The following is a 21,688-nucleotide window of genomic DNA, read 5'->3' on the forward strand; positions in this document are numbered from 1 at the left end:
ATTTTTGTAGAGAATATATAGTTTATGAGGTTTATTATTGGTTTATTTTTATTTAGTTTTTCATTTAGTGTTTTAGCGCAAAAGCGGGTTGTTATAGAACCTTCTAAAGAGTATATTCAACATCTCAATGCGGCTAAATCTCATAAAATTGAATTAATAAGAACTGATAAACAACTTAATAGATATGTTAGTAAAGGAAATCTAGTGAAAATACAACAGCGTGGTTATGGTTGGAGATTAGGAAATTTAACACATAGTCACTCTTATCTTGTACCAAAAGGTAGAGATGTATTAAGAAATATAGCTAGAGATTTTGTTAAATCAACAGGACAAAATTTTTTTGTAGTTACTTCTTTAACTCGTACTTTGCATGATCAGAACAGGTTAAGAGGAATTAATTCTAACGCTTCATCAAATGATAGTTCTCACAATTTTGGTTCAGCATTTGATATTTCTTATGTTCGTTTTAATCATAAAATAAGACCAGATGCTAAATTGGAAAAGGCTTTAGAAAAAGTTTTACAGACTTATGTTAAAACTGGTAAAATATATTATGTAAAAGAATCTAAAATAAGATGTTTTCATATAGTCGTTCGAAATTATTAATAATTTCGAACGTTTTTTTTGTGTTATATAGTAATTTGTATATTTGATATAAACAATAAAGTTTATGAAGTATAATTGTTTATGTTTTTTCTAGAACGGGTATTATACCAGATTATAATGTTTTTCAATCTTACAATGATTATATAAATCAGAAAGATACTCAGTTAAATTTTACGTTACATTTGATTCAACATCAATAATATAAACTAAAAATGCTCATTTAAAAAATTAAATGAGCGTTTTTAGTTTTATTTACTTTTCTTAAAATTTAAATTTGAAAGAATAATAGCAAATATTATAATTGCTATACCAGTCCATTGTATTGGTAGCACTTTTTCTTGTAATACAATAAATGCCATTGTTACAGAAACAGGTAACTCTAATGATGAAACGATACTTCCTAAACCTAAACCTGTGTGAGGAAATCCTTTATTTAATAAAATAGGAGGTAACACAGTTCCAAAAACTGCTAAAAATATACCCCAATTAGTAAAAATACTAAAATTAAATGGATGAATACTTGCGGTATCATTGGATACATTTTTATAAAAATTTAATAAATTTTCTGAATAGTATGGACCAATTTGACTAAATATTAAAAATATAACGATTACAAAAGATCCACCATAAAGCATCCATAAACTTTTTTTGTAAGGAGGTAAATAATTCGCCATACTATTTGATGTAAACATTGTAGTTGTAAAGGAACATGCAGCTAGAAATCCCCAAAAAATTCCTTTAGGATTTAATTCAACTTCTTGATTCACTAAGTTTGTTGCTAAAATGGTTCCAAATAAAACTAAAATAACAGCAATTATTTTTTTTGCAGATGGAAATTGTTTAGCTAATATAGCTTCTACAAGAATACTGATCCAAACAGTTTGCATTAGTAATACTATTGCAATAGAGACATTTATATATTGTACAGATAAGTAGTAAAATAAACTAGTGAAACCTAATGATGTTCCAGCAATCATTAATTTTCTTTTATCTTTTTTTTCTACTTTCGGTAATGTCATTTGACTTTTCATAATAAGATTTACAATTCCAAGAATTATAATTCCTAAAACAAATTGAGACGTTGTAACTTCTGCTGTTGTATAACCTTGTTCGTAGGCTACTTTAACAAAAGTGGCTAACATTCCATAGAAGCTTGCACCCATTGCAACAAATAAAACTCCCTTTAAAATATTTTTATTTTCCATAATTTTTTTCAAAAAAATGGCTTGATTCGAAAAAATCAAGCCCTATAACGTACTATATTTTTCAATTAAAAAAGACCATTGATTTCACCTTCAATTTTATCAAAAATAAAACCTAAATCTTCTTTATTTTCTACAAAATCTAAGTTATCTACATCAATAACTAATACTTTTCCTTCTTTATAATTAGAGATCCATTTATCATATTTTTCATTTAATCGACTTAAATAATCAATACTGATAGAGTTTTCATAATCTCTTCCTCTTTTTTGTATTTGAGCAACTAAAGTAGGAATAGAAGCTTTTAAGTAAATTAATAAATCTGGAGATTCTACAAAACCAGTCATTAAATTAAAAACACGAAGATAGTTGTTGTAATCACGTGTAGATAATAATCCCATATCATTTAAATTACTAGCGAAAATATGAGCATCTTCATATATGGTACGATCTTGAATAATATCTTTACCACTTTCTCTAATTTCTTTTACTTGATTAAAACGACTCCCTAAAAAATATATTTGAAGATTGAAAGCCCATTTTTCCATATCATTATAGAAATCATCCAAATAAGGGTTCATTTCTACATCTTCAAATTGAGCTGTCCAATTATATTGTTTTGCTAAAAGCTTTGTTAGAGTGGTTTTTCCTGCTCCAATATTTCCTGCTATGGCGATATGCATTTTACAATTTTTTTAACGTTTGCAAATATACTAAACCTAAAATCTGAAAACAAAATCTCTTGAGTAAACTCATAGAAAAATCTTTTTTTACAAAAAAATAATTACTTAATATTTCTTAAATTTTTCAGAATAAAAAACTAATTTTTATTTATTTGAGTTTATTTTTTTTATTACAAGATTTAGTTTTGTTTGATTAAAAATGTTTTTTTAAGGATATTTAATTGAATAAATATTAAGAACTGAACCGTTAAAATGATAAAAATTACTTTCATTAAAAGCAATACTTTTGGTATTTTTTACATCTAAATAAGATGTAGAAACTTTTGTGGTAATATTTTTATTAATTAATCGATTGTTATCAATATAAAAAATAGAGTCTTTATAAAAATAATAAGGATTGTTATTGGTATTTAGTTCTACAGCATATTTAAAGTTTGCATAATCGTCGTAAACATAGATTGTATTTTGACTTTTTAGATAGATAAGATTTCGATAACTATGAATTTTCTCAATCGATTGGTCATCATTTTTAAGATAAATTTGTTTGGACGTTAAAATAGGTTTTTGCATCTGATAATTATATTGTACCAGTTTATTTTCGATCATATCATAAAACCAACAAAATTGATTGTCTACAACTCGTAGGGCAATTGGTAAATAATCACTTGTATTAAATTTGATAGGATCTTGTATTGGGCTTAAGTTTTCATCAAGAATATTTAATCGATTGAAATTTGTATACGCATATAAACGCAATGGATTACTTGTGTCTACTGTCAACAGAATATTTTTAAGATCTACAATTCTATTTTGTTTATCAGTTGTAAATCTTTTTTCTATTTTAGAATCAGATATAAGGTAAATAGAATTATTTAAATCAGTATCTACTGTTTTTACAGTTTGATTATTAATGATAATAGAATCTTTTAACTCAAAATTTTGTGAAAAACAAATTGAGTATATCGATAAAAATAGAATGGTATATATAACTCTCATCTAATTGAAAATAACTTCGTAACCAAATCTACAAATAGATAATAGGATAACCAAGATAAAGATGATACGAATAAATTTATTTCCTTTATTTATTGCTAGTTTTGCACCAACAAATCCTCCTAAGGCGTTACAAATAGCCATTGGTAATGCTATCTTCCATATAATTTGTCCTTTTATTAAAAATAAACAAATAGAACCAAAATTGGTAGCAAGGTTTATTAATTTGGCATTTGTACTTGCTTTTAGAAAATCCATTCCTAACAATGTGATAAATCCTAAAATAAAAAATGTTCCAGTCCCAGGACCGATAAAACCATCATAAAATCCAACAATTATACTAACGATACAACCATTTATTATGACTGTTTTTGGAGATAGTTTACGTTCTTTTGCTTGACCAAAATCTTTTTTGAATATCGTGTAAATAGCTAATAATATCAAAATTACAAGAAGTAAAGGTTTTATGAAATCATTGCTAACCACAGTTAGTAATTGAGAACCCAAGAAAGCCGAAATAAATGAAAAGAAAGCCATATAACAAAATAACTTCCAATCTATTTTTACCTTCTTTAAGTATTGAATTGTTGCTGTTGCTGTTCCACTAAATGCCGGAATTTTTAAAGTACCTATAACTGTTGAAGCAGGTAAATTTGGTAAAAAAGCAAGAGATAAAGGTGTTTGTATCAATCCGCCTCCACCAACAATAGAATCTATAAAACCAGCAAAAAAAGCTGCTGTACATAGGTAAAATAAAATTTCTATTTCCAATTCATAAAATTTCAGTAAATGTATAAATCAAAAATGGTATTTATAAATCAAGTTATCTAAACTTTTTAAAAATTATGTTTATTTTTTGAGCAATTGCTTCGCACCGTGCTTTCTGCTATATCTTTTTTGATTGGTCATTGAGCAAAGTCGAAATGCAATGACCAATCAAAAAAGGATGCCGCGTCAATCACTATTGCAAATTCGAGAAAAAAATAGTTTGAACAATTACAATTGATATAGTTAAATATTTTCTAGTATTACAAGATATTTTTACTTCATTTATCATTTAATAACTAAATATCATTTCCTAAATTTGGGATATGAAAGCAAGTTTTGAACAATATAGATTAAAATTTAAAAATCCAAGTGGAACTTCACGAGGAATATTAACTGAAAAATTGACCTATTTATTAACAATAGAAGAGGAGGGAAAAGAATATTTAGGAGAATGTGGTTTGTTTGAAGGTCTTAGTTTTGATGATAGACCAGAATATGAACAAAAATTACAATGGGCTTGTGAAAATATTGATTTAGGAATTGAACTTTTATGGAATCAATTACGTGAATGGCCTTCTATTCAGTTTGGTTTAGAACAAGCATTCCAAAGCATGTCTATCAATCGTTATAATGATGATTATACAGATAAATTTAATCCAAATTTATACGAATCAGCTTTTTCTACCGGAGATAAAGGAATTCAAACCAATGGATTAATCTGGATGGGTTCTATAGATTTTATGAGAGAACAAATTCAAGATAAATTAGCCAAAGGTTTTAAATGTATTAAGATAAAAATTGGAGTTGATTGGGAAAATGAACATAAAATATTACAACAACTACGACAAGAATTTTCTGCAAAAGAATTAGAATTACGTGTTGATGCTAATGGAGGCTTTTCTTTTGAAGAAGCAAAAGTTGTTTTACAACAATTGGCTGATTTGGAAATTCATTCTATCGAACAACCAATAAAAGCTGGTCAAATAGAAGAAATTTCAGAATTATGTGCTGCTACACCAACACCAATTGCTCTGGACGAAGAATTAATTGGTATTGTACACGAAGAAGATAAATTTAAACTTTTAGAAAAAATTAAACCTCAATATATTATTCTAAAACCAAGCTTGGTTGGAGGAATTAGAGGTTCATTGGAATGGATAAATGCAGCAGATACTTACGAAATACCTTTTTGGATTACTTCTGCTTTGGAAAGTAATGTTGGATTGAATGCGATTGCACAATGGACTGCTATTTTATATCCAGAAATGCCACAAGGTTTGGGAACAGGCGGTTTATTTACAAATAATTTCCTAAGTCGTTTAGAATTAAAAGGAGAGTTTTTATATAGAAATAAAGCATAATGAATAAATTATTTTATCTTATTTTGACAACAATTACTTTATTTAGTTGTCAGTCAGCAAAACATTTATCAAATAAAGATGATATAGAAAAATATCAAACAGAATTAGCAGAATCATATACTAATCCTGATACAACACCATTGGTAGATGAAGAAAGAACAAACTTTCATGGAATCACATTTTTTCCAATCAATGATAAATATACAGTCAAAGCTAAATTTACTCCAATTAAAGACGGAAAAGTAATTCCATTTCCTACATCTGCAAAAAAAATAAAGCACTACAAGGAATATGGAACTGTAGATTTTGTAATTGATGGTCAGCCACAAAAGTTAACTGTCTATCAATCTTCTCCAATTATGGAAAAATATAAAGAAAGTTTATTTTTACCTTTTATGGACGAAACAAATGGAGTAACATCCTATGGAGGAGGACGATATTTAGATTTGAGTACAAAAGATTTAGGTAAAAAATCAACTGAAATTATTTTAGATTTTAATAGAGTATATAATCCATATTGTGCTTACAGTAAACATTACAATTGTCCAATCCCTCCAGCTAATAATGTTCTAGATATAGAAATTAATGCTGGTGTAAGTTATCATAAATAAAATGTTGTATTTAGATTTTTCTCAAACTATTTTCAATCCACAAACTATTATTCCTAAAAATGATTTCGAAGAATCCGTAAAAGTATTTTTAATGGATTGGTTTTCAGATTCAGAAGTAATGATAGCCCATACTTCAGGGTCAACAGGAACACCAAAAGAAATAATTCTTACCAAAGAAAATATGCGTAAAAGTGCAAATATGACAGCAAAATATTTACACTTACAAAAAGGAAATACAGCGCTGCTTGCTATGCCTGTAACTTATATCGCAGGAAAATTGATGTTAGTTCGTGCAGTAGAAGTAGGATTAAAACTAATTTGTATAGAACCAACTTCTCATATATTCTTAGATCTTATCAATAAAGGAATTAATGAGAATTTGTCTATAATTGATTTTGTAGCTTTAACTCCAATGCAAGTCGAAAAATCATTAGACTTTGTTTCAAAATGTAACAAACTAATTATTGGAGGAGCTCCACTTTCTGACAAAGTGAAACAAGAATTATCATTGTATGAGAATCAGATTTATGAAACTTATGCAATGACAGAAACAATTACTCATATCGCATTCAAACAAGTTAAAAACAAACGTTATACAAATGTTGAAAATGTTTTTGAAGCATTTGATGAGGTTAAAATTTCTCAAGATGAACGAGGTTGTTTAGTCATCAATACTCCTTATGACAATCTACAAGTTGTTACCAATGATATTGTTGAAATAATTGATACTAAAAAATTCAATTGGATTGGTCGTGCTGATAATGTCATAAATTCTGGGGGAATAAAGTTATTTCCAGAGCAAATAGAAGGAAAATTAAAACCTTTTATAACAACAGATTTTTATGTAACATCAAAGAAAGATGAATTATTAGGAGAAAAATTAATTCTTGTAATAGAAGGTGAGGAGAGAAGTATGAATTTTTCAGATGTTGATTTATCAAAATACCAACTACCAAAAGAAATTCTATTTATAAAAGAATTTACAAGAACTGAAAGTGGAAAAATTAAAAGACAACAATTTAATTAAATATAATTTTTAATTAGAAATTTTTTAAATAAAATTATAAATTTAGGTCACTATGTAACGATATATAATTATCTTACATAGTGACCAATTTTATATCTATGAAAAAAGTTTTATACATTATTCTGACCTCTATTTTTTTATTTTCTTGTGTTTCTCAAAAAAAGATGAATACAGAAAAAAATATATTAATCCTAAAAGATAGCTATTGTAAACCACCTGAAAATTATAATTACGAACAATTAAAGATTTCATATAATTCTGATTCAATTATTAATTCAAATACTGATTTGAAAAATTATTTTTCAGATCAGAGTGTTTTAATTTTAAATGCTTTAGATGCTACTTCTGAAGTTGATAATATGATTAAAATAAAAAATGATACAACAATTAATTCAAGATTAAGAATTTTAGAATTAAAGAATATCATAAATAATAAAATAACAATGATTTCTACAGAATTAAATGCTGTTGCTGCGGAATATGATTGTGAAGGAGAACGTGTAGATCAGATGGCTAATTATGTTCAAAATATTAATGATAAAAAAAATAATTTTTTGGTGATGTCTTCTATTATTACGGGTGCAGCAACAAGTATTGCAGGAGGAATTATAAAAAATAACGATTGGCAAAATACTGTTGGTATTGGAGGAGGAATTTTAGGAGCAGGACTTGGATTAGCGACTTTTAATCCTAAAGGAAAAAAAATAGAATTTGAGCACGAAAGAAATTTATTAAGAGATATTTGGAATGAAAAATTAGAAACTCCAAATTTTCCTCCTTTTGTATGGTATATGTTTACAGAGAAAAAGTTTGCTAATAATGAACATGGTTTTTCTATTTTGCAAAATACAAAACAAAGATGGTTAAAATTAAATTTCAACGATGATCTTAATGAAGCAAACTCTTCTGTTGTTTTTTCTAATGGAGGAAAATATACAGCATCAGATTTAAGAAATAGAGCAATTATGCTAAATCAAATGCAATCTGTTGTAAGAACTATTTTTCAAAATATTAATTACTTGTTATTAGATTTAGACAAATTAGTACTGAAAAAATAAGTTTATAATTTATTAATTGTTAAAAATTGAGGAGATTGTTCATTAGATATTTTACCATTTCTAGCAAAATCAGCCCATATTTTTCTCATTAACTTCCCATTTTCGAAAATATAATTCCATGAAATATCTTTTATCATTTCTGCATTTTTCCATGCTTTTTCGTTAGCAAAAATCAATGGTAAATCAATACAATGTCCTGCAGCTAAGTCAGCTCCTTTTATTAATGGAGAAATTGTATAATAATAAATATTTCCGCCAGCTTTACTATAATCATTTGCGAATTTTCTACAAGGATTTTTGTAAATGGAATTTGTTATTCCATTAATCAACTTATCAGTTATAAAATTATTGATTATATTATTCTTATATTTTAAATAAAAATTGGTAGTTTTTAGGAAAAAGGATGCTTCTTCGGTATTATTACCTATTAAAACATCATATTTATTTGCATTTTTATCCCAGGCCTGCTGCATTTCATCCTCATTTGGTAAAGGATTAAAACCGTACTCTAAGCCAAAAGGCATAAATGCTTTTAAACCAAATCGAAGAAGTGGAGGTCGATTATTATTTTGTGTATTTAATAGTTTTGAAAGATCAGAATCATTTTGAACATTAGCAGTTTCTTTTGAAAAATATTTATTTAGTTTTTCTTTTTGTGTTCTTAGAGAAAGTGGGGCACTATGTATAATAGCTCTTTTAAATAAATTATTAGCTTTTTCTATTCCTAACAAATGTGTTACAGCATCCCCACCAGCAGATTGTCCCATAATAGTTATATTATTTTGATCTCCTCCAAAAGCTGCTATATTTTCTTTAACCCATTTCAATCCTTCAATAATGTCTAATAAACCTAAATTAGCTTTTCGTTTATCATAACCACCAAGAAATCCAAAAATTCCAAGTCTAAAAGTAAGTGAAACTACAATAATATTTTGTTCGTCTACCCAAACTGAAGGATCTGAGGTTCCAATAGAACCAGCTCCATATTCATAAGAACCACCATGAATCCACACAACAACAGGTAAATTATTATTGTTCTGAGAATTATCTGGGATTGTTATTGTTAAATATTGAGGAGATTCATCAAAATGGCAATCATTTATATCAATTTTTTCTAGATATTTATCTGTTAATTCACTTGGGTTTTGAGGACACATAACAATTTTATCAGAAATAAATTGTTCATTTTGTACAGGAATAGGGTTATGATATCTTTCTGATTTTGCGTAGCGAATATTTTTAATAAAAGTGACATTATTTTCTTTTATTCTAGAAAAATCTCCAACAGAAGTAGGATAAATAATTGAATTAGACATAGGTTTTTATTATCTATAATAATTGGGTTAATTGTTTTATAAAGATATAAAATCATTTAATAAAAGAATCCATCTTAGGTACATAAGATGGATTGAAATTTAATATATTGTTATTTTTAATTATACAAATATCACTCTGAACTGTGAAATTTCTAAAAAATATTATTCGAGAGAATTAAAATGAAATAAATTAATAAAAGAATTAGTTTAAATAATTTTAATAGATTAATAAAGATTTTATTATTTCTTTAGAATAATCCCTTGGCTTTTATCTCTAAATATTTATTAATAATTCCAATAGTTAATTCTTTAGGTTCGCAATAAATGGTTAAAATTCCGAATTGATTTAATCTGTTAATGATTAATTCTTTGTCATAATTAAATTTTTCAGCGATTACATTATTATAAATATCTGTTGTCGTTTTTGCTTTTTGATGAGCTAATTTTTTTAACTCCGTATTTTTAAATAAAATCAATACAACAACATGAGATTTTTTAATTAATTTTAGGTAAGGCATTTGTCGCTCTAAAGCATCTAATGTCTCAAAATTTGTATAAATAAATAGAAGAGAACGTTGAGTAAGTTTTCGTTTCATAAAAACATACAATTGCCCAAAATCAGTTTCAAGAAAATTTGTATCAACATTGTACAATTTTTCTAAAATCATAGGCATTTGATAATTTTTTCTATCAGCAACAACAAAATCCTTAATTGAATTATTAAAAGTAATTAAACCTGCTTTCTCATTTTTTTGAAGTGATATATTGGCTAAAACTAGACTAGAATTAATTGAATAATCCAATAATTTTAATCCATCAAAAGGCATTCGCATAGTTCTTCCCAAATCAATTACAGAATAGACTGGTTGTGATTTTTCTTCTTGAAATTGATTTACCATTAATTTATTCGCTTTTGCTGTAGCTTTCCAATTGATTAATCTATATTCATCACCAATGTTATAATTTCTTATATTTTCAAATTCTGTATTTGTTCCAATTTTTCGGATTCTTTTCATTCCAAATTGATTCTGTAATTTAGCCGTTGAATATAATTGGAATTGTTTTAGTTGTAAATATGATGGATAGGATGGAATAGATAAATTTTCATTACTTTGAATTCTCTTTTCGATTAGTCCAAAAACTGAAATAAAAACATTTGTTTTTCCAAAATCATAAGATCCTCTTTCTGTCGGTTTTACAGTATATAAAAATTGTGTTGCTTCTTTTTTAGCAAGATGTTTTTTAAATTCTAAATTTCTTATTTGTAATTGAATAGGAAGTTCTTCTATAATCCTTAGATATAAGGGAAATAGATAATTACTTTTTACATGTAATTTCAAATCATTTTTGTCTCCATTAGATAGACGTTCAGGATATTCTCGTATAATTTCTATTGAATTTTTCACTAAAAAAATAAATAGAATATCCATTAAAATGATTATTACAAGGATGAATGCAATAGCATTTGTTATATAGAAAAATATAGGTACAAAAAAACTAATCACATAACAAAATGCAATAAAAAATCCTATGTAGAACAAACGATTTGTGAGAAAAATACTTCTAAAAACATTCATTAACGTGGAATTTCTACGCGATCAATAATTTGTTGTATAATTTGTTGTGTTGTTATTCCTTCCATTTCTTTTTCAGGAACTAAGACAACACGATGACCTAAAATTGCATGTGCAACCTGTTTTATATCTTCAGGAATTACGAAATCTCTTCCATTAATAGCAGCATTAGATTTAGAAGCATCTAATATAGCTATAGAAGCACGGGGTGAAGCACCGATATACAAAGATTGATCAATACGAGTTTGATGCACAACTGTTGCAATATAATTTAATAATGATTCGTGTATAAAGATTGATTTTATTCGCTCTTGAAATTCATTAATATCATTACCATTAATTACCTTATGAACTAAAGTAGTTTTATCTATATTTTTACGGTCTTGTTGCTCTTTTAATAATTCTATTTCATTTTCTAAGGATGGATAATTTACAAAAATTTTAAACATGAAACGATCTAATTGGGCTTCTGGTAAACGATAAGTACCTTCTTGTTCAATAGGGTTTTGTGTTGCCAAAACTAAAAATGGAGGTTGTAAAGGATAAGTATTTCCATCAACTGTAACTTGTTGCTCGGACATACACTCGAACAAAGCTGCTTGTGTTTTAGCAGGAGATCGGTTAATTTCATCAATTAAAATAATATTTGCGAAAATTGGACCTTTTTTAAATTCGAATTCATTAATTTTTGAATTCAAAATAGAAGTTCCTATTACATCAGAAGGCATTAAATCTGGTGTAAATTGAATACGATTAAATTCAGCATTGATTGTTTTAGCTAATAATTTTGCCATCATTGTTTTCGCAACACCAGGTAAACCTTCTATAAGTGAATGACCGTCTGATAATAAAGTAAGAATTAATTGATCTATAACATCATCTTGTCCAACAATTACTTTTTTTAATTCCTTTTTTACAGCTTGCATTTTTTCTTGTACATCTGTAAAATCGATTCTATTTTCTATTTGTATTGGTTGATATGTATTTTCGTTCATGAGATATTTGCTTTCTGTTTGTAGTTTTCTATAATTTGATATACATTTTTTAAATCATGTATAGTTGGATGTTGTTTTTCGTAACTATTTTTTATTATAAGAAAATCATTTAGACATTCTTCTTGTGAAATATTTGCTTTTTGAGCAACAAGTTCTATAAATTTTTTATTCATGAGATCATCAGTTTCAATCATAAAACTTTTTCTCAATTGATAGAGAAAATAATCAATTTTCTTATTTATGATATCTTTTGTTTCACCATTTTCTTGATAAAGTGAAGATATTGTTTTAGCAAACTCTAAACTATGATTTTCTTCTTTTTCTATAATTGGTATAATTCGTTGTTCTCTTTTACTTTTAAAAATTAAAAATAAGAAAAGAAGAATCAACAAACTTATCCATGAATATTTTAAAGCAGGTTGGGACATTATAAATCTCATAACAGATGTATTTGCTGCTCCTGCATAAGTTTTTTCTGTATTATACCATAGAATGGTTTTCCCTTTCAAAGATTGAAAAACAGTTTTAGAATAAAAATAACTATCTTGATTAAGAAGATAATAATTTGAAAAATAAATAGGTTCTGTGTGATATAAAAAGTATCCTTTCGCTTTATTTGGTTGATATTTTATAAAGTTAGGATATGATTTATTGTTAATATTAATTGTTCCAAGAACTTCATGATTTCTAGCATTATATTTTTCTATATAATGATGTTGAATATCTTTCTTATTACTGATTAGATACTTATCTTTTAACGACAATTCAAAATTCCCTTTAATATCTTTATATGCTGTATATATAGTATCGTCTGTATTATCTTGATAATCTGAAATAAATACAATTCCTCCATTTTTTACTAAATCAGAAATGTACTTTTTTGAAATAGAATCTAAAAAAACTTCTTTTCCTATAATAACAAGAGCGTAATCGCTTGCCTTAGTTTTATCAATATTCAATTCAGATATTTTCTCTAAATCTTTTATTTTTCCTTTTGAAAGATTCCCTATTTCTTTATGTGCAATATATAAACCGTAAGGATCTTTACTATTTTGATCAAGAGTGATTTCCCATGATTTTGGTAAAGAAAAATTTAGTTTAGAATAACCAAAGAGCATTAAAAAAATTAGAACAAAAATTCCAATTATAATAACTAAATTATTTTTCATGCAATTATTGTTTCATTAAATTGGTTAAACATAACTTTAAGATTTTTATAATCATCTTCATTAATAACAAATTCACCAAACCAAACTTGATTAAAAATTCTTGTATTTTCTTGAAAATCTAGTTTATTCTTTTCATTTTTTATTTGATTAATAAATTGTTGATTTGTTTTTTTTGGATTCCATTCAATTATACCATACTTATCCAAATTTTGTAAGTTTTGGTAATGTAAATAACGTATTGCTAAAGGATAATTATTATTGTTTTCAGCTTTAGAAATCAATTCATTTAAATTAATATTATTTAAATTTTGTTCGATGTAATTAAAATCAGTTTCTTCACTTATTTTGCGTGCATTTTGTTTTAATAAGCCACCATTTTTATAAATGCGATAACCAACGAATAAAATAAATAGAATAACAATAGTATAAAAGATAAATACCCAAGGTAATTTTGCTAAAAATGATAAAATATAATTTAATATATTAGATAAAAAGTTAGATTTTTCTTTAGGAGGTTGTACATCATTATAATCAAATGTTTTTGATGAATATTTATGTTTAAACGCTTCGAATTCTTCTTTTTTATCTTGAGCAAAAAGAATAAATTGGGTAAATAATAATATAATAGTCCAGAATGTTTTATTCTTCCTCATTCGTGTTCGATAAAATAGGATTAGACATAGAATGATTTTTTCTATTTTTTTTGATAGGATAAATAACGTAATACCATACAATCAAAACAATGGATAATAGGATTACAGCTAGACTTAAAAATAGATTAATATCATACAAACGAGTAATAAATCCCTCGATAAACCCTGCAAGCATAAAAAATGGAATTGTACTAACTAATATCATTACAGCTTCTTTACTTTTTAAGATTAAAGATTTTTTACGTGAATAAGTTTTTGGAAACATAAAACTATTACCAAGCATTAGCCCACAAGCTCCAGCAATTATAATAACAGATATTTCTATAGTACCATGCATCCAAATTGCTGTCATGGCTTTTCCTAAAACCCCTTCTTTAAAAAACATATAATGGAATGCACCTAACATAATTCCATTGTTAAATAAGATATATCCAGCTCCAATACTAAAAAATAAACCTAATGTAAATGCATAAAATGCAACTTTTATATTGTTGACAGTAATTGCAAGTGTAGAACCAGTTTGACTTCCAGATTTATAAATAGCAGCAGGATCACCATTTTTAATGTTAACTAATGTTTCTTCTACATAATCTCTTCCTAAGATAAGACTTGTGAAATCTTGATCGTAATGAGAAGATATTATTCCTATGAGAACGGCAAAAGAAAAAATCAAAAAAGAATACAATAGCATTTTATGATTTTTGTAGATAACATTAGGAACGTCATTTTTAAAGAATTGAATGAATTGATTACTCGAATTTCTTTGGTCTTTATATATGGATTGATGAGCAAATAATGCTAGCTCATTTAAGTATTCTTTTGTTTTACTTTTTGGATAAAATGTTTGAGCAAAAGCCAAATCATTCGTAATTTCGATGTAGTTTTTAGACAGAATATCTGGATGAACATTAATTTTATTTTTCAAATTATGTTCAATATCAGACCATTTCGCCTTATTTTTATCAATAAAATGAGCTTCTCTCATTGTAGAGGGGTTAATTAGTAATTCAAATATATGAATAAACTTTTAGTCAATACACCTCAAAATGTGCAAATTGAATACAATATAGCTTCTGTAGGTAAACGTATATTAGCTTATATTATAGATATTATTATTCGTATCTTTTTGGTGATTGCACTTTATTACTTTTCAACTCTTATTCCCATAAAAGATAAATGGTTTACCTATGGTATTTTTAGTTTACTTGGATTCATTTTCTTATTATATCCTTTGGTTTTAGAAATTTTAATGAATGGACAAACTTTTGGAAAATGGTTGATGAAAATTAGGGTATTAAGAATTGATGGGAATAGAGCAAATAATTTTGATTATTTTTTACGATGGGTAATTGGACTTGTAGAATTATATTTATTTACAGGAATAATCGCATTAATAACAATCATTATTAATAAAAAACATCAACGTTTAGGAGATATTGTAGCTAATACTTGTTTAATTGATCTTAATCCTAAATTGGATTTATCTCAAACGATATTTGAAAATATTTCTGATACATATAAAATTCGTTTTCCTGAAGTTTACAAGTTGTCTGATAGAGATATAAATATTGTAAAGGATAATTTTAATATTGCAATGAAAAAGAATGACTATGATATTCTTTTAAAACTAACAAGAAAATTAGAAGAAATTATGGATGTAAAGAGTGATGGTTTAGGTAATATAGATTTTATTCAAATTATTATTCAGGACCATTACCATTATCATAAAGATAAATAGAAAAAACTCAAGATTAAGATTAATTAATTCTTGAGCTTTGTTTTTTAGTTATTTACTTTTATTTTGATTGATTTACTAGTTTTTATTCCGTTAATAGGGGTTTGAATATAGTTTATAATATACGTTCCTGCATTTTCAATTTTATAACTTTTATTGATGGAAAATTTTATACTCTCGCTAGTTCCAGGTTCTAATGTATGATATGAATTACTTGGAGGAGGAGTAATTCTCTTAACCATAGGGCCAATGTATTTAATATCATTACCTTTAGTGTCTTTTATTGTTAAAAAATCACTTATCATTCCTTCAAATGGAGTATGATATTGAGTAAATTTTATAACTTTTGAAGTTGGATTTGTTACCGTAAACTCTAAAGTAATAGTATCTTTTATATTATAATTGTTTTGTGTAGCTTTTAAAGAAGAAATTAATTTACTAGATGAAATAGAATTTTCTGTTTGCTCGTGATTATTTATTTTATTAGAGTTACATGATATCATTGTAAATGATAAAATAGACCCTAAAACGATTGTTATTGTTTTTAAATTCATTTGTAGTTAAAATGTGTGATTTGATATTTAGTTTATTGTAATATTAGCTCTATATTTTTATGAGATTTAAAGATTTCGATAATGATTTCAAAATACGTTTTACCTTTATTTTCTTGTAATTCTTTTAAATCTATTTTAATTTTTTTTACATTATATTTTTCTGGTTGAGAAATTTTACTTTCATAATAAATTTTGGTTGTTTCATAACCTAATGATTTTTTACTTTCTTCTGAGTTTTTCCATAGTATAGTAATTTTGTCTAACCCAAATAAATCTCCATATCCACCATAAAGTAAATCATCTAAGGCATCTAAACTTTCTCCTAAATTCCAATTTTCATTTTTCATGAACAATCGATTTATTTCTTGATAAAAATCTGAAATTGAGTGAATTTTGTTTCCTTTAATTTTATATGTTTTATGGTTCATGTAATACAATTAAAAAATCTAGATTAAGATACAATATTATTGATGAACTGAGTGATGTAAAAAATATTTTCTTTTTATTTTGAGTATCTTTACCACAAAAAAATGGAATGTCCTTGTTGTTCAGGAAAAGAATATAAAGATTGTTGCGAACCTTATCATAAAGATGAGTTTTTACCTAAAACACCAGAAGTTTTGATGCGTTCTCGTTATTCAGCTTTCTCACTTCATTTGGTAGATTATTTAGTAGAAACTACACATCCTAGTAAAAGGCCGTATCATTCTAAAAATGAAATAGATCAATGGTCAAAACAAAATACTTGGTTAAAATTGATTGTTGTAAAAGCTTGGGATAGTTATGTTCATTTTAAAGCCTACTACCAAGATCATTTAGGTGATTTTTATGAGCATGAAGAATTATCTGCTTTTCAAAAGGAGGGAAGTAAATGGTATTATGTTGATGGAAAATTTGACTTATAATTTTAATATTTACTTCTTATTACAAGTTTTGCAATAGTTATAGAATAAAATCCTTACAAAAACCTAACATCATAAAAATAGGATGGTTAATTTTAACCATCCTATTTTTATTTAAGCTCTAACTTTAGTTTTTAGATTAATTCGTTGTCCAACTTTTGGTTGAGTTCCAGAATCCATTCTATTGTATTTATAAAGTTTACTAACTTTTACACCAAATTTTTGAGAGATAGAATACATATCATCTCCTGGTTGAACTTTATAAGAATAATCTGATCCTTTAGATTTTTTGTTTCCGAAAAATACAATTTGGCCATCTCTTAATTTTGTTCCCATTTCAATTTCATTGTAATTGGCAATGGCAGAAGGAACGATGTTGTATGTTTTTGAAATAGAAGATATTGTTTCACCAGCTTGTGCTACAATATATGGTATATTGTTTTTGTGTCTTTTGATACGTAAAGATGGATTTTGAGGTCTTGTCTCGTAAACAATTGTCTTGGTATTTTCGGTAATTGTTTCTTTGGTTGGAGTAAGTTCTTCTATTGTAGAATTCTTAGCAACAAGAACCTCATCTTTTTTATGATGTTTTTTAGTTTCGAGAGGTTTTTTAGCATTATTAGCTAATAAAATATCATCTTGATTATTATAAAGAGTATATAATTTAGCATATACTTCTTTGGAATCTATATTGTCAAATTGATCAAGATTATATTTTTCTATTCTCGAAATTAATTTTGAAGGATATTTAGGGTCTGTTGCATAACCAGCTCTTTTTAATCCATTTGCCCAAGCTTTGTAATCTGTAGGATTTAGGGTAAATAATGATTTGTAATAAGGTCGAAGTGCAAGGAATTTTGAATGATCTCTGTAACTTTCTTCAGTTGAATTGTATTTACGGAAACATTCTCCTTTTGCATCATCATCATGATAAACTCTTGGTTTGTCTAATGGCCATTCTTCAGGTCCCTTACATTTTATTCCGAAATGGTTATTCGCCTGGTCTGCTAAACGACTTTGTCCTCCACCAGTTTCTAATAAGCCTTGAGCTAGAGTAATACTAGCAGGGATTTTATACATTTCCATTTCTTGTACCGCTAAAATAGCATGTGTGCGAATGTAAGTTATGTCTTTACTTTCTTGTGCTTTGGATACAATAAAAGTTAGTAAACCAAAAACATATAGTAACTTTTTCATTCTATGATATTTTTATTCTTTTTTCTTAAAAAATTGTTCATTCCTTCAATTCCTTGTAACCCTCCAGTATGAACGAGTAGGATAGAGGAATTGTTTTTAAAATAGTTTTTCTTGATTAAATCAGCTATTCCAAACAACATTTTTCCCGTATAGATAGGATCTAACTGAATTCTATTTAAATGTTTAAAACCATTTATAAAGTTAATTAATTCTTCGTTAACTTTTCCATATCCACCAAAATGATAATCATTAAAAATAGTGAAATTATTTTTTGATGTAAGTTCTTGAATATCTTTAGTTATAAAATCTCCTTTCAAACTAGGAAAACCAAGAATAGTTTGGTGATCAGCAGAACTTTCAATCAAACCAGTTATTGTTCCGCATGTTCCTATTGCAGATCCTAAATAATCATAATTAAAACATTCATTATACAAAATTTCTTTACAACCTTTTATAGCTAAATCATTGGTTCCTCCTTCTGGAACAATGTAAGCATTTGGAAATTTTGATTTTAATTGTTCTAGAAAACTTAATTCATGCTTAGTTCTATATTCTTCTCGAGAAATAAAATAAAGTTGCATTCCATATTGTTTAGCAAAACGAAGTGTAGCATTTTCGTTGATTTTATTTTCTAACTCTTCTCCTCTAATTATTCCAATTGTTTCAAAACCATATAATTTTCCTGCAGCAGCAGTTGCAGCAATATGATTAGAAAATGCACCTCCAAAAGTTAATAATTTTTTGAAGCCTAGTTTTTCAGCTTCAATTAAATTATATTTTAATTTTCGGTATTTATTACCTGAAATTTCAGAATGAATTAAATCTTCTCTTAAAATAGATAACTTAACATTTAAATCAGCTATTTTAGGTAGTTTTATTTCTTGTATTTCTGCTTTATAATCTTTCCAAATCATTTACAAATAGTTTAAGAAGCTATATAATTTACGATTTTTTAAATACAATAAATTACTTTCATTATCGTAAGCTTCTCTTTCAAAACTTATGTTTTTATAAGCTTCATATTTATTTTTGTAATGTATCAACCGAATAAAATACTCAATTAAATACCACGTATAAAAAAATATAACAAACATTTCTAATTGCTGTTTGATATGAATTTTTTCATGATTAACCAATGTTTTATTTAGTTTTAAACTTTTGTCTTTTAAGAATATGAATGGAAATAATGTTATTCCAATGAAATTCTTTCTGAATAAGTTTTTGCAAACAATAATAAACATTTCTTATAATCAATAATTTACAAAATTATTAAATAATTGAGGATAATCAATCTTTTCTCAGTATTTTTAATGCTTGTTTGATAATGAAGTTGAATTGATAATGGAAATTCAGAGCAATAATAATTTGTTCTGATGCAAATGGAGAAGAAATATGAAACAGTTTTTGGAAGGAGATTATTATTTATCTCCTGCGGGATATAGAATCTTTACAGAACAATATTTGAAAAGGAGAGGATATTGTTGTAAAAGTGGATGTAAACATTGTCCTTATGGTTATGATAAAAACACCGATAAAATAAATAAAAAAATAAAATGAAAATTACCTCAGCATTTTTAGCCTTAGTCGTTAGTTCTTGTGCTTTTGCTCAAATGAAATTTCCAGCTGTAAGTTCGCATGCAGAAATAGAACAAAAAGTTGGATTAACAGATTTTGAAATTGTATATAATCGTCCAAATGTTAACAATAGAGAAATTTTTGGAAAACTTGTCCCTGATGGAGAAGTATGGAGAACTGGAGCTAATGAGAATACTACAATTAGTTTTGATCAGCCAATAAAAGTTAACGGAAAAGAGTTAGCTGCTGGTAAATATGGATTATTTACTATTCCAAACAAAAATAGTTGGGATATAATTTTTTATAAAGAATCAAATAATTGGGGAAATCAGGTAGATTGGAAAGAATCGAATGTTGCTTTAAAAGTATCTGTTGTTCCAACAAAATTGAAAATTGAAAAATTAGAAACTTTTGAAATTCGTTTTACAAACGTAAAACAAAATAATGCAGATTTAGTTTTAGCTTGGGATGATATATCTGTTAAAGTTAATTTAGAGACTAATACAAAAGAAGCTGTTTTAAAAATGATTAAAGAAAATTTGAATTCAAATTCTTCAGCTCGAGATTTTTATAACTCTGCAAATTTTTATTACACAAATCGCTTAGATAGAAAACAAGCGCTAGAATGGATAAATACTGCAATTAAGAAAGATGCAAAAGTCCCTGGATATTTTAAGGAATTAAAAGAAACAATAGAAAAGGATAATTATTGATTTATTTTTAAAATAATAAAAATCCATTTAGAATATTCTAAATGGATTTTTTTATGACGATTATATTTTTAGGGCAATTGTTTCGCACCGTGCTTTCTCGTTCCTAATCTCTTTTGATTGTTTTTTAGTAAATATTGAATGTATCCAACCAAAAAAGGATTTTCACTTCAATCACTATTGCAGCTAATTACTTTTAAAAATTGAATTAAAATTGAATTAAAATCAAATTATTTTGTTATTAATTTTTGTAAATCTTCTGGCTTATCAGTTGTTATGTAATCAACTTTTTTATCCAATAAAGCTTGCATATCATTTTTAGTATTTACAGTCCAAGAGTTTACAATTAAACCTAATTTTTGAGCATCTTTCACCCAAGTTGGATTTTTTTCGAATAATGAAAAATGATAATCAATTCCATCAAAATTTAAATCTTTAGCTTCTTGGGGAGTTAAATCTCCTTTTAAGTAAGAAACATGACTTTTAGGATTATGAAGTTTCAATTGTTCACAGATATTTTTACTAAAAGAAATGTATTCAACTTGATCTTCCATTCCCAATTTTTTAACTAATTCGATAGAAGCTAAAACCGCACGATCTTCATTCTCTTTTGTCTTATGAGGTTTTATTTCATAAATCATTTTCAGGTTTGGATGTTTTTTTCCAGCAATTAAATAATGTTCTGCTGTAGGAAGAACTTCACCATTTTTTATTTTTAAATTTTTTATTTTATCAAAAGTATTACTTTCGATATCAACGCCTTGTATGTCGGCGTCGTGATTTACAACTAAAACACCATCTTTAGTTATAGAGACATCAAATTCAGTTCCATAAACTTTTATTTTATTAGACATTTCTAATGACTGAATAGAATTCTGAGCATTGTTTGGTGTATCCCAATATCCACGATGGGCGATAACTTTTGTTTGAGCATTAATCATAACAGTAGGTATAAACATTCCTACGAATAAAGCTTTTTTTACTAAATTTTTCATTATT

General features: G+C 26.4%; 24 protein-coding genes. 9 read left to right on the forward strand and 15 right to left on the reverse strand.

Translation table 11 applies throughout. The features are described from left to right. Positions 1-24 precede the first annotated feature (24 nt). Positions 25-606, forward strand: coding sequence for a DUF5715 family protein (locus RT575_RS00225; RefSeq protein ID WP_313386766.1), 582 nt, complete (start codon positions 25-27; stop codon positions 604-606). 248 nt (positions 607-854) lie between these two features. Here the strand turns inward: RT575_RS00225 and RT575_RS00230 are convergent, their stop codons facing one another. The 4 genes from RT575_RS00230 to RT575_RS00245 all read right to left on the reverse strand — a co-directional run bounded on the left by RT575_RS00230 (position 855) and on the right by RT575_RS00245 (position 4,255). Then, positions 855-1,811 carry an EamA family transporter gene (locus tag RT575_RS00230; RefSeq protein WP_313577894.1) on the reverse strand — a complete coding sequence of 319 codons (957 nt, stop codon included), beginning with the start codon at positions 1,809-1,811 and terminating at the stop codon, positions 855-857. Positions 1,812-1,876: 65 nt separating this feature from the next. Beyond that, positions 1,877-2,491, reverse strand: coding sequence for a deoxynucleoside kinase (locus RT575_RS00235; protein ID WP_313386768.1), 615 nt, complete (start codon positions 2,489-2,491; stop codon positions 1,877-1,879). 207 nt (positions 2,492-2,698) lie between these two features. After that, entirely contained in the window at positions 2,699-3,487 is a 789-nt protein-coding gene (locus RT575_RS00240; RefSeq protein ID WP_313577897.1) for a hypothetical protein, read from the reverse strand. Next, complete coding sequence (locus tag RT575_RS00245; protein WP_313577899.1) at positions 3,488-4,255, reverse strand: TSUP family transporter; 768 nt, start codon at positions 4,253-4,255, stop codon at positions 3,488-3,490. A gap of 320 nt (positions 4,256-4,575) precedes the next feature. Here RT575_RS00245 and RT575_RS00250 point away from each other — a divergent pair, with 320 nt between their 5' ends. The 4 genes from RT575_RS00250 (at position 4,576) to RT575_RS00265 (ending at position 8,309) form a co-directional block, all read left to right on the forward strand. Next, entirely contained in the window at positions 4,576-5,613 is a 1,038-nt protein-coding gene (locus RT575_RS00250; RefSeq protein WP_313577901.1) for an o-succinylbenzoate synthase, read from the forward strand. Continuing rightward, a complete protein-coding gene (locus RT575_RS00255; protein ID WP_313577903.1) occupies positions 5,613-6,224 on the forward strand; it encodes a DUF1684 domain-containing protein in 612 nt (203 codons plus the stop codon). The genes RT575_RS00250 and RT575_RS00255 overlap by 1 nt, the downstream gene beginning before the upstream one ends. A gap of 1 nt (position 6,225) precedes the next feature. Further along, positions 6,226-7,251, forward strand: a complete 1,026-nt coding sequence (locus RT575_RS00260; protein ID WP_313577905.1) for an AMP-binding protein — start codon at positions 6,226-6,228, stop codon at positions 7,249-7,251. Positions 7,252-7,415: 164 nt separating this feature from the next. Further along, complete coding sequence (locus RT575_RS00265) at positions 7,416-8,309, forward strand: hypothetical protein (protein ID WP_313386774.1); 894 nt, start codon at positions 7,416-7,418, stop codon at positions 8,307-8,309. A gap of 2 nt (positions 8,310-8,311) precedes the next feature. Here the strand turns inward: RT575_RS00265 and RT575_RS00270 are convergent, their stop codons facing one another. The 6 genes from RT575_RS00270 to RT575_RS00295 form a co-directional block, all read right to left on the reverse strand. Beyond that, positions 8,312-9,625, reverse strand: coding sequence for a carboxylesterase family protein (locus RT575_RS00270; protein ID WP_313577907.1), 1,314 nt, complete (start codon positions 9,623-9,625; stop codon positions 8,312-8,314). A gap of 248 nt (positions 9,626-9,873) precedes the next feature. Beyond that, the gene (locus tag RT575_RS00275; protein ID WP_313577909.1) at positions 9,874-11,055 is read right to left on the reverse strand and encodes a DUF58 domain-containing protein; all 1,182 of its coding nucleotides are present in this window, start codon (positions 11,053-11,055) and stop codon (positions 9,874-9,876) included. 146 nt (positions 11,056-11,201) lie between these two features. Continuing rightward, positions 11,202-12,194, reverse strand: a complete 993-nt coding sequence (locus tag RT575_RS00280) for a MoxR family ATPase (protein ID WP_313577910.1) — start codon at positions 12,192-12,194, stop codon at positions 11,202-11,204. Next, positions 12,191-13,363 carry a hypothetical protein gene (locus RT575_RS00285; protein ID WP_313577912.1) on the reverse strand — a complete coding sequence of 391 codons (1,173 nt, stop codon included), beginning with the start codon at positions 13,361-13,363 and terminating at the stop codon, positions 12,191-12,193. The genes RT575_RS00280 and RT575_RS00285 overlap by 4 nt, the downstream gene beginning before the upstream one ends. Further along, on the reverse strand, positions 13,360-14,016 hold the full coding sequence (locus tag RT575_RS00290) for a hypothetical protein (protein ID WP_313577914.1): 657 nt from the start codon (positions 14,014-14,016) through the stop codon (positions 13,360-13,362). The genes RT575_RS00285 and RT575_RS00290 overlap by 4 nt, the downstream gene beginning before the upstream one ends. After that, positions 14,003-15,001: a stage II sporulation protein M gene (locus RT575_RS00295; protein WP_313577916.1), complete on the reverse strand. Its 999-nt coding sequence runs from the start codon at positions 14,999-15,001 to the stop codon at positions 14,003-14,005. Before RT575_RS00295 ends, RT575_RS00290 begins: the two co-directional genes overlap by 14 nt. A 30-nt stretch (positions 15,002-15,031) precedes the next feature. Here RT575_RS00295 and RT575_RS00300 point away from each other — a divergent pair, with 30 nt between their 5' ends. Further along, positions 15,032-15,754 (forward strand): RDD family protein, encoded by a 723-nt coding sequence (locus RT575_RS00300; RefSeq protein ID WP_313386781.1) that lies wholly within the window; start codon positions 15,032-15,034, stop codon positions 15,752-15,754. 44 nt (positions 15,755-15,798) lie between these two features. On the opposite strand, the gene RT575_RS00305 is transcribed toward RT575_RS00300, so the two are convergent. Both RT575_RS00305 and RT575_RS00310 read right to left on the reverse strand, forming a co-directional pair. After that, positions 15,799-16,305, reverse strand: a complete 507-nt coding sequence (locus RT575_RS00305; protein ID WP_313386782.1) for a hypothetical protein — start codon at positions 16,303-16,305, stop codon at positions 15,799-15,801. Positions 16,306-16,337: 32 nt separating this feature from the next. Then, positions 16,338-16,733 (reverse strand): barstar family protein, encoded by a 396-nt coding sequence (locus RT575_RS00310; RefSeq protein ID WP_313386783.1) that lies wholly within the window; start codon positions 16,731-16,733, stop codon positions 16,338-16,340. Positions 16,734-16,835: 102 nt separating this feature from the next. Between RT575_RS00310 and RT575_RS00315 the strand changes: the two genes are divergently transcribed. Continuing rightward, on the forward strand, positions 16,836-17,210 hold the full coding sequence (locus RT575_RS00315; protein WP_313577919.1) for a YchJ family metal-binding protein: 375 nt from the start codon (positions 16,836-16,838) through the stop codon (positions 17,208-17,210). 111 nt (positions 17,211-17,321) lie between these two features. Here RT575_RS00315 and RT575_RS00320 read toward each other — a convergent pair whose 3' ends face one another. Together RT575_RS00320 and RT575_RS00325 are read right to left on the reverse strand one after the other, a co-directional pair. Then, positions 17,322-18,404, reverse strand: coding sequence for a glucosaminidase domain-containing protein (locus tag RT575_RS00320; RefSeq protein WP_313577921.1), 1,083 nt, complete (start codon positions 18,402-18,404; stop codon positions 17,322-17,324). Then, on the reverse strand, positions 18,401-19,318 hold the full coding sequence (locus tag RT575_RS00325; RefSeq protein ID WP_313577923.1) for a pyridoxal-phosphate dependent enzyme: 918 nt from the start codon (positions 19,316-19,318) through the stop codon (positions 18,401-18,403). Before RT575_RS00325 ends, RT575_RS00320 begins: the two co-directional genes overlap by 4 nt. A gap of 478 nt (positions 19,319-19,796) precedes the next feature. On the opposite strand from RT575_RS00325, the gene RT575_RS00330 reads away from it, so the two are divergent. Together RT575_RS00330 and RT575_RS00335 are read left to right on the forward strand one after the other, a co-directional pair. Then, complete coding sequence (locus RT575_RS00330) at positions 19,797-19,961, forward strand: DUF5522 domain-containing protein (RefSeq protein ID WP_313386787.1); 165 nt, start codon at positions 19,797-19,799, stop codon at positions 19,959-19,961. Further along, positions 19,958-20,692: a DUF2911 domain-containing protein gene (locus RT575_RS00335; protein WP_313386788.1), complete on the forward strand. Its 735-nt coding sequence runs from the start codon at positions 19,958-19,960 to the stop codon at positions 20,690-20,692. The genes RT575_RS00330 and RT575_RS00335 overlap by 4 nt, the downstream gene beginning before the upstream one ends. 227 nt (positions 20,693-20,919) lie before the next feature. Here RT575_RS00335 and RT575_RS00340 read toward each other — a convergent pair whose 3' ends face one another. Beyond that, positions 20,920-21,684, reverse strand: coding sequence for a glycerophosphodiester phosphodiesterase family protein (locus tag RT575_RS00340; protein WP_313577925.1), 765 nt, complete (start codon positions 21,682-21,684; stop codon positions 20,920-20,922). Positions 21,685-21,688: the final 4 nt, after the last annotated feature.

The sequence above is a fragment of the Chishuiella sp. genome (assembly GCF_032109125.1).
Classification (GTDB): domain Bacteria; phylum Bacteroidota; class Bacteroidia; order Flavobacteriales; family Weeksellaceae; genus Empedobacter.

Bases quoted from the DNA above. Each gene is read 5' to 3' on its own strand.
- RT575_RS00225 (WP_313386766.1), top strand. From the start codon at position 25: ATGAGGTTTATTATTGGTTTATTTTTATTTAGTTTTTCATTTAGTGTT.
- RT575_RS00230 (WP_313577894.1), bottom strand. From the start codon at position 1,811: ATGGAAAATAAAAATATTTTAAAGGGAGTTTTATTTGTTGCAATGGGT.
- RT575_RS00235 (WP_313386768.1), bottom strand. From the start codon at position 2,491: ATGCATATCGCCATAGCAGGAAATATTGGAGCAGGAAAAACCACTCTA.
- RT575_RS00240 (WP_313577897.1), bottom strand. From the start codon at position 3,487: ATGAGAGTTATATATACCATTCTATTTTTATCGATATACTCAATTTGT.
- RT575_RS00250 (WP_313577901.1), top strand. From the start codon at position 4,576: ATGAAAGCAAGTTTTGAACAATATAGATTAAAATTTAAAAATCCAAGT.
- RT575_RS00255 (WP_313577903.1), top strand. From the start codon at position 5,613: ATGAATAAATTATTTTATCTTATTTTGACAACAATTACTTTATTTAGT.
- RT575_RS00260 (WP_313577905.1), top strand. From the start codon at position 6,226: ATGTTGTATTTAGATTTTTCTCAAACTATTTTCAATCCACAAACTATT.
- RT575_RS00265 (WP_313386774.1), top strand. From the start codon at position 7,416: ATGAATACAGAAAAAAATATATTAATCCTAAAAGATAGCTATTGTAAA.
- RT575_RS00270 (WP_313577907.1), bottom strand. From the start codon at position 9,625: ATGTCTAATTCAATTATTTATCCTACTTCTGTTGGAGATTTTTCTAGA.
- RT575_RS00275 (WP_313577909.1), bottom strand. From the start codon at position 11,055: ATGGATATTCTATTTATTTTTTTAGTGAAAAATTCAATAGAAATTATA.
- RT575_RS00280 (WP_313577910.1), bottom strand. From the start codon at position 12,194: ATGAACGAAAATACATATCAACCAATACAAATAGAAAATAGAATCGAT.
- RT575_RS00285 (WP_313577912.1), bottom strand. From the start codon at position 13,363: ATGAAAAATAATTTAGTTATTATAATTGGAATTTTTGTTCTAATTTTT.
- RT575_RS00290 (WP_313577914.1), bottom strand. From the start codon at position 14,016: ATGAGGAAGAATAAAACATTCTGGACTATTATATTATTATTTACCCAA.
- RT575_RS00295 (WP_313577916.1), bottom strand. From the start codon at position 15,001: ATGAGAGAAGCTCATTTTATTGATAAAAATAAGGCGAAATGGTCTGAT.
- RT575_RS00300 (WP_313386781.1), top strand. From the start codon at position 15,032: ATGAATAAACTTTTAGTCAATACACCTCAAAATGTGCAAATTGAATAC.
- RT575_RS00305 (WP_313386782.1), bottom strand. From the start codon at position 16,305: ATGAATTTAAAAACAATAACAATCGTTTTAGGGTCTATTTTATCATTT.
- RT575_RS00310 (WP_313386783.1), bottom strand. From the start codon at position 16,733: ATGAACCATAAAACATATAAAATTAAAGGAAACAAAATTCACTCAATT.
- RT575_RS00315 (WP_313577919.1), top strand. From the start codon at position 16,836: ATGGAATGTCCTTGTTGTTCAGGAAAAGAATATAAAGATTGTTGCGAA.
- RT575_RS00320 (WP_313577921.1), bottom strand. From the start codon at position 18,404: ATGAAAAAGTTACTATATGTTTTTGGTTTACTAACTTTTATTGTATCC.
- RT575_RS00325 (WP_313577923.1), bottom strand. From the start codon at position 19,318: ATGATTTGGAAAGATTATAAAGCAGAAATACAAGAAATAAAACTACCT.
- RT575_RS00330 (WP_313386787.1), top strand. From the start codon at position 19,797: ATGAAACAGTTTTTGGAAGGAGATTATTATTTATCTCCTGCGGGATAT.
- RT575_RS00335 (WP_313386788.1), top strand. From the start codon at position 19,958: ATGAAAATTACCTCAGCATTTTTAGCCTTAGTCGTTAGTTCTTGTGCT.
- RT575_RS00340 (WP_313577925.1), bottom strand. From the start codon at position 21,684: ATGAAAAATTTAGTAAAAAAAGCTTTATTCGTAGGAATGTTTATACCT.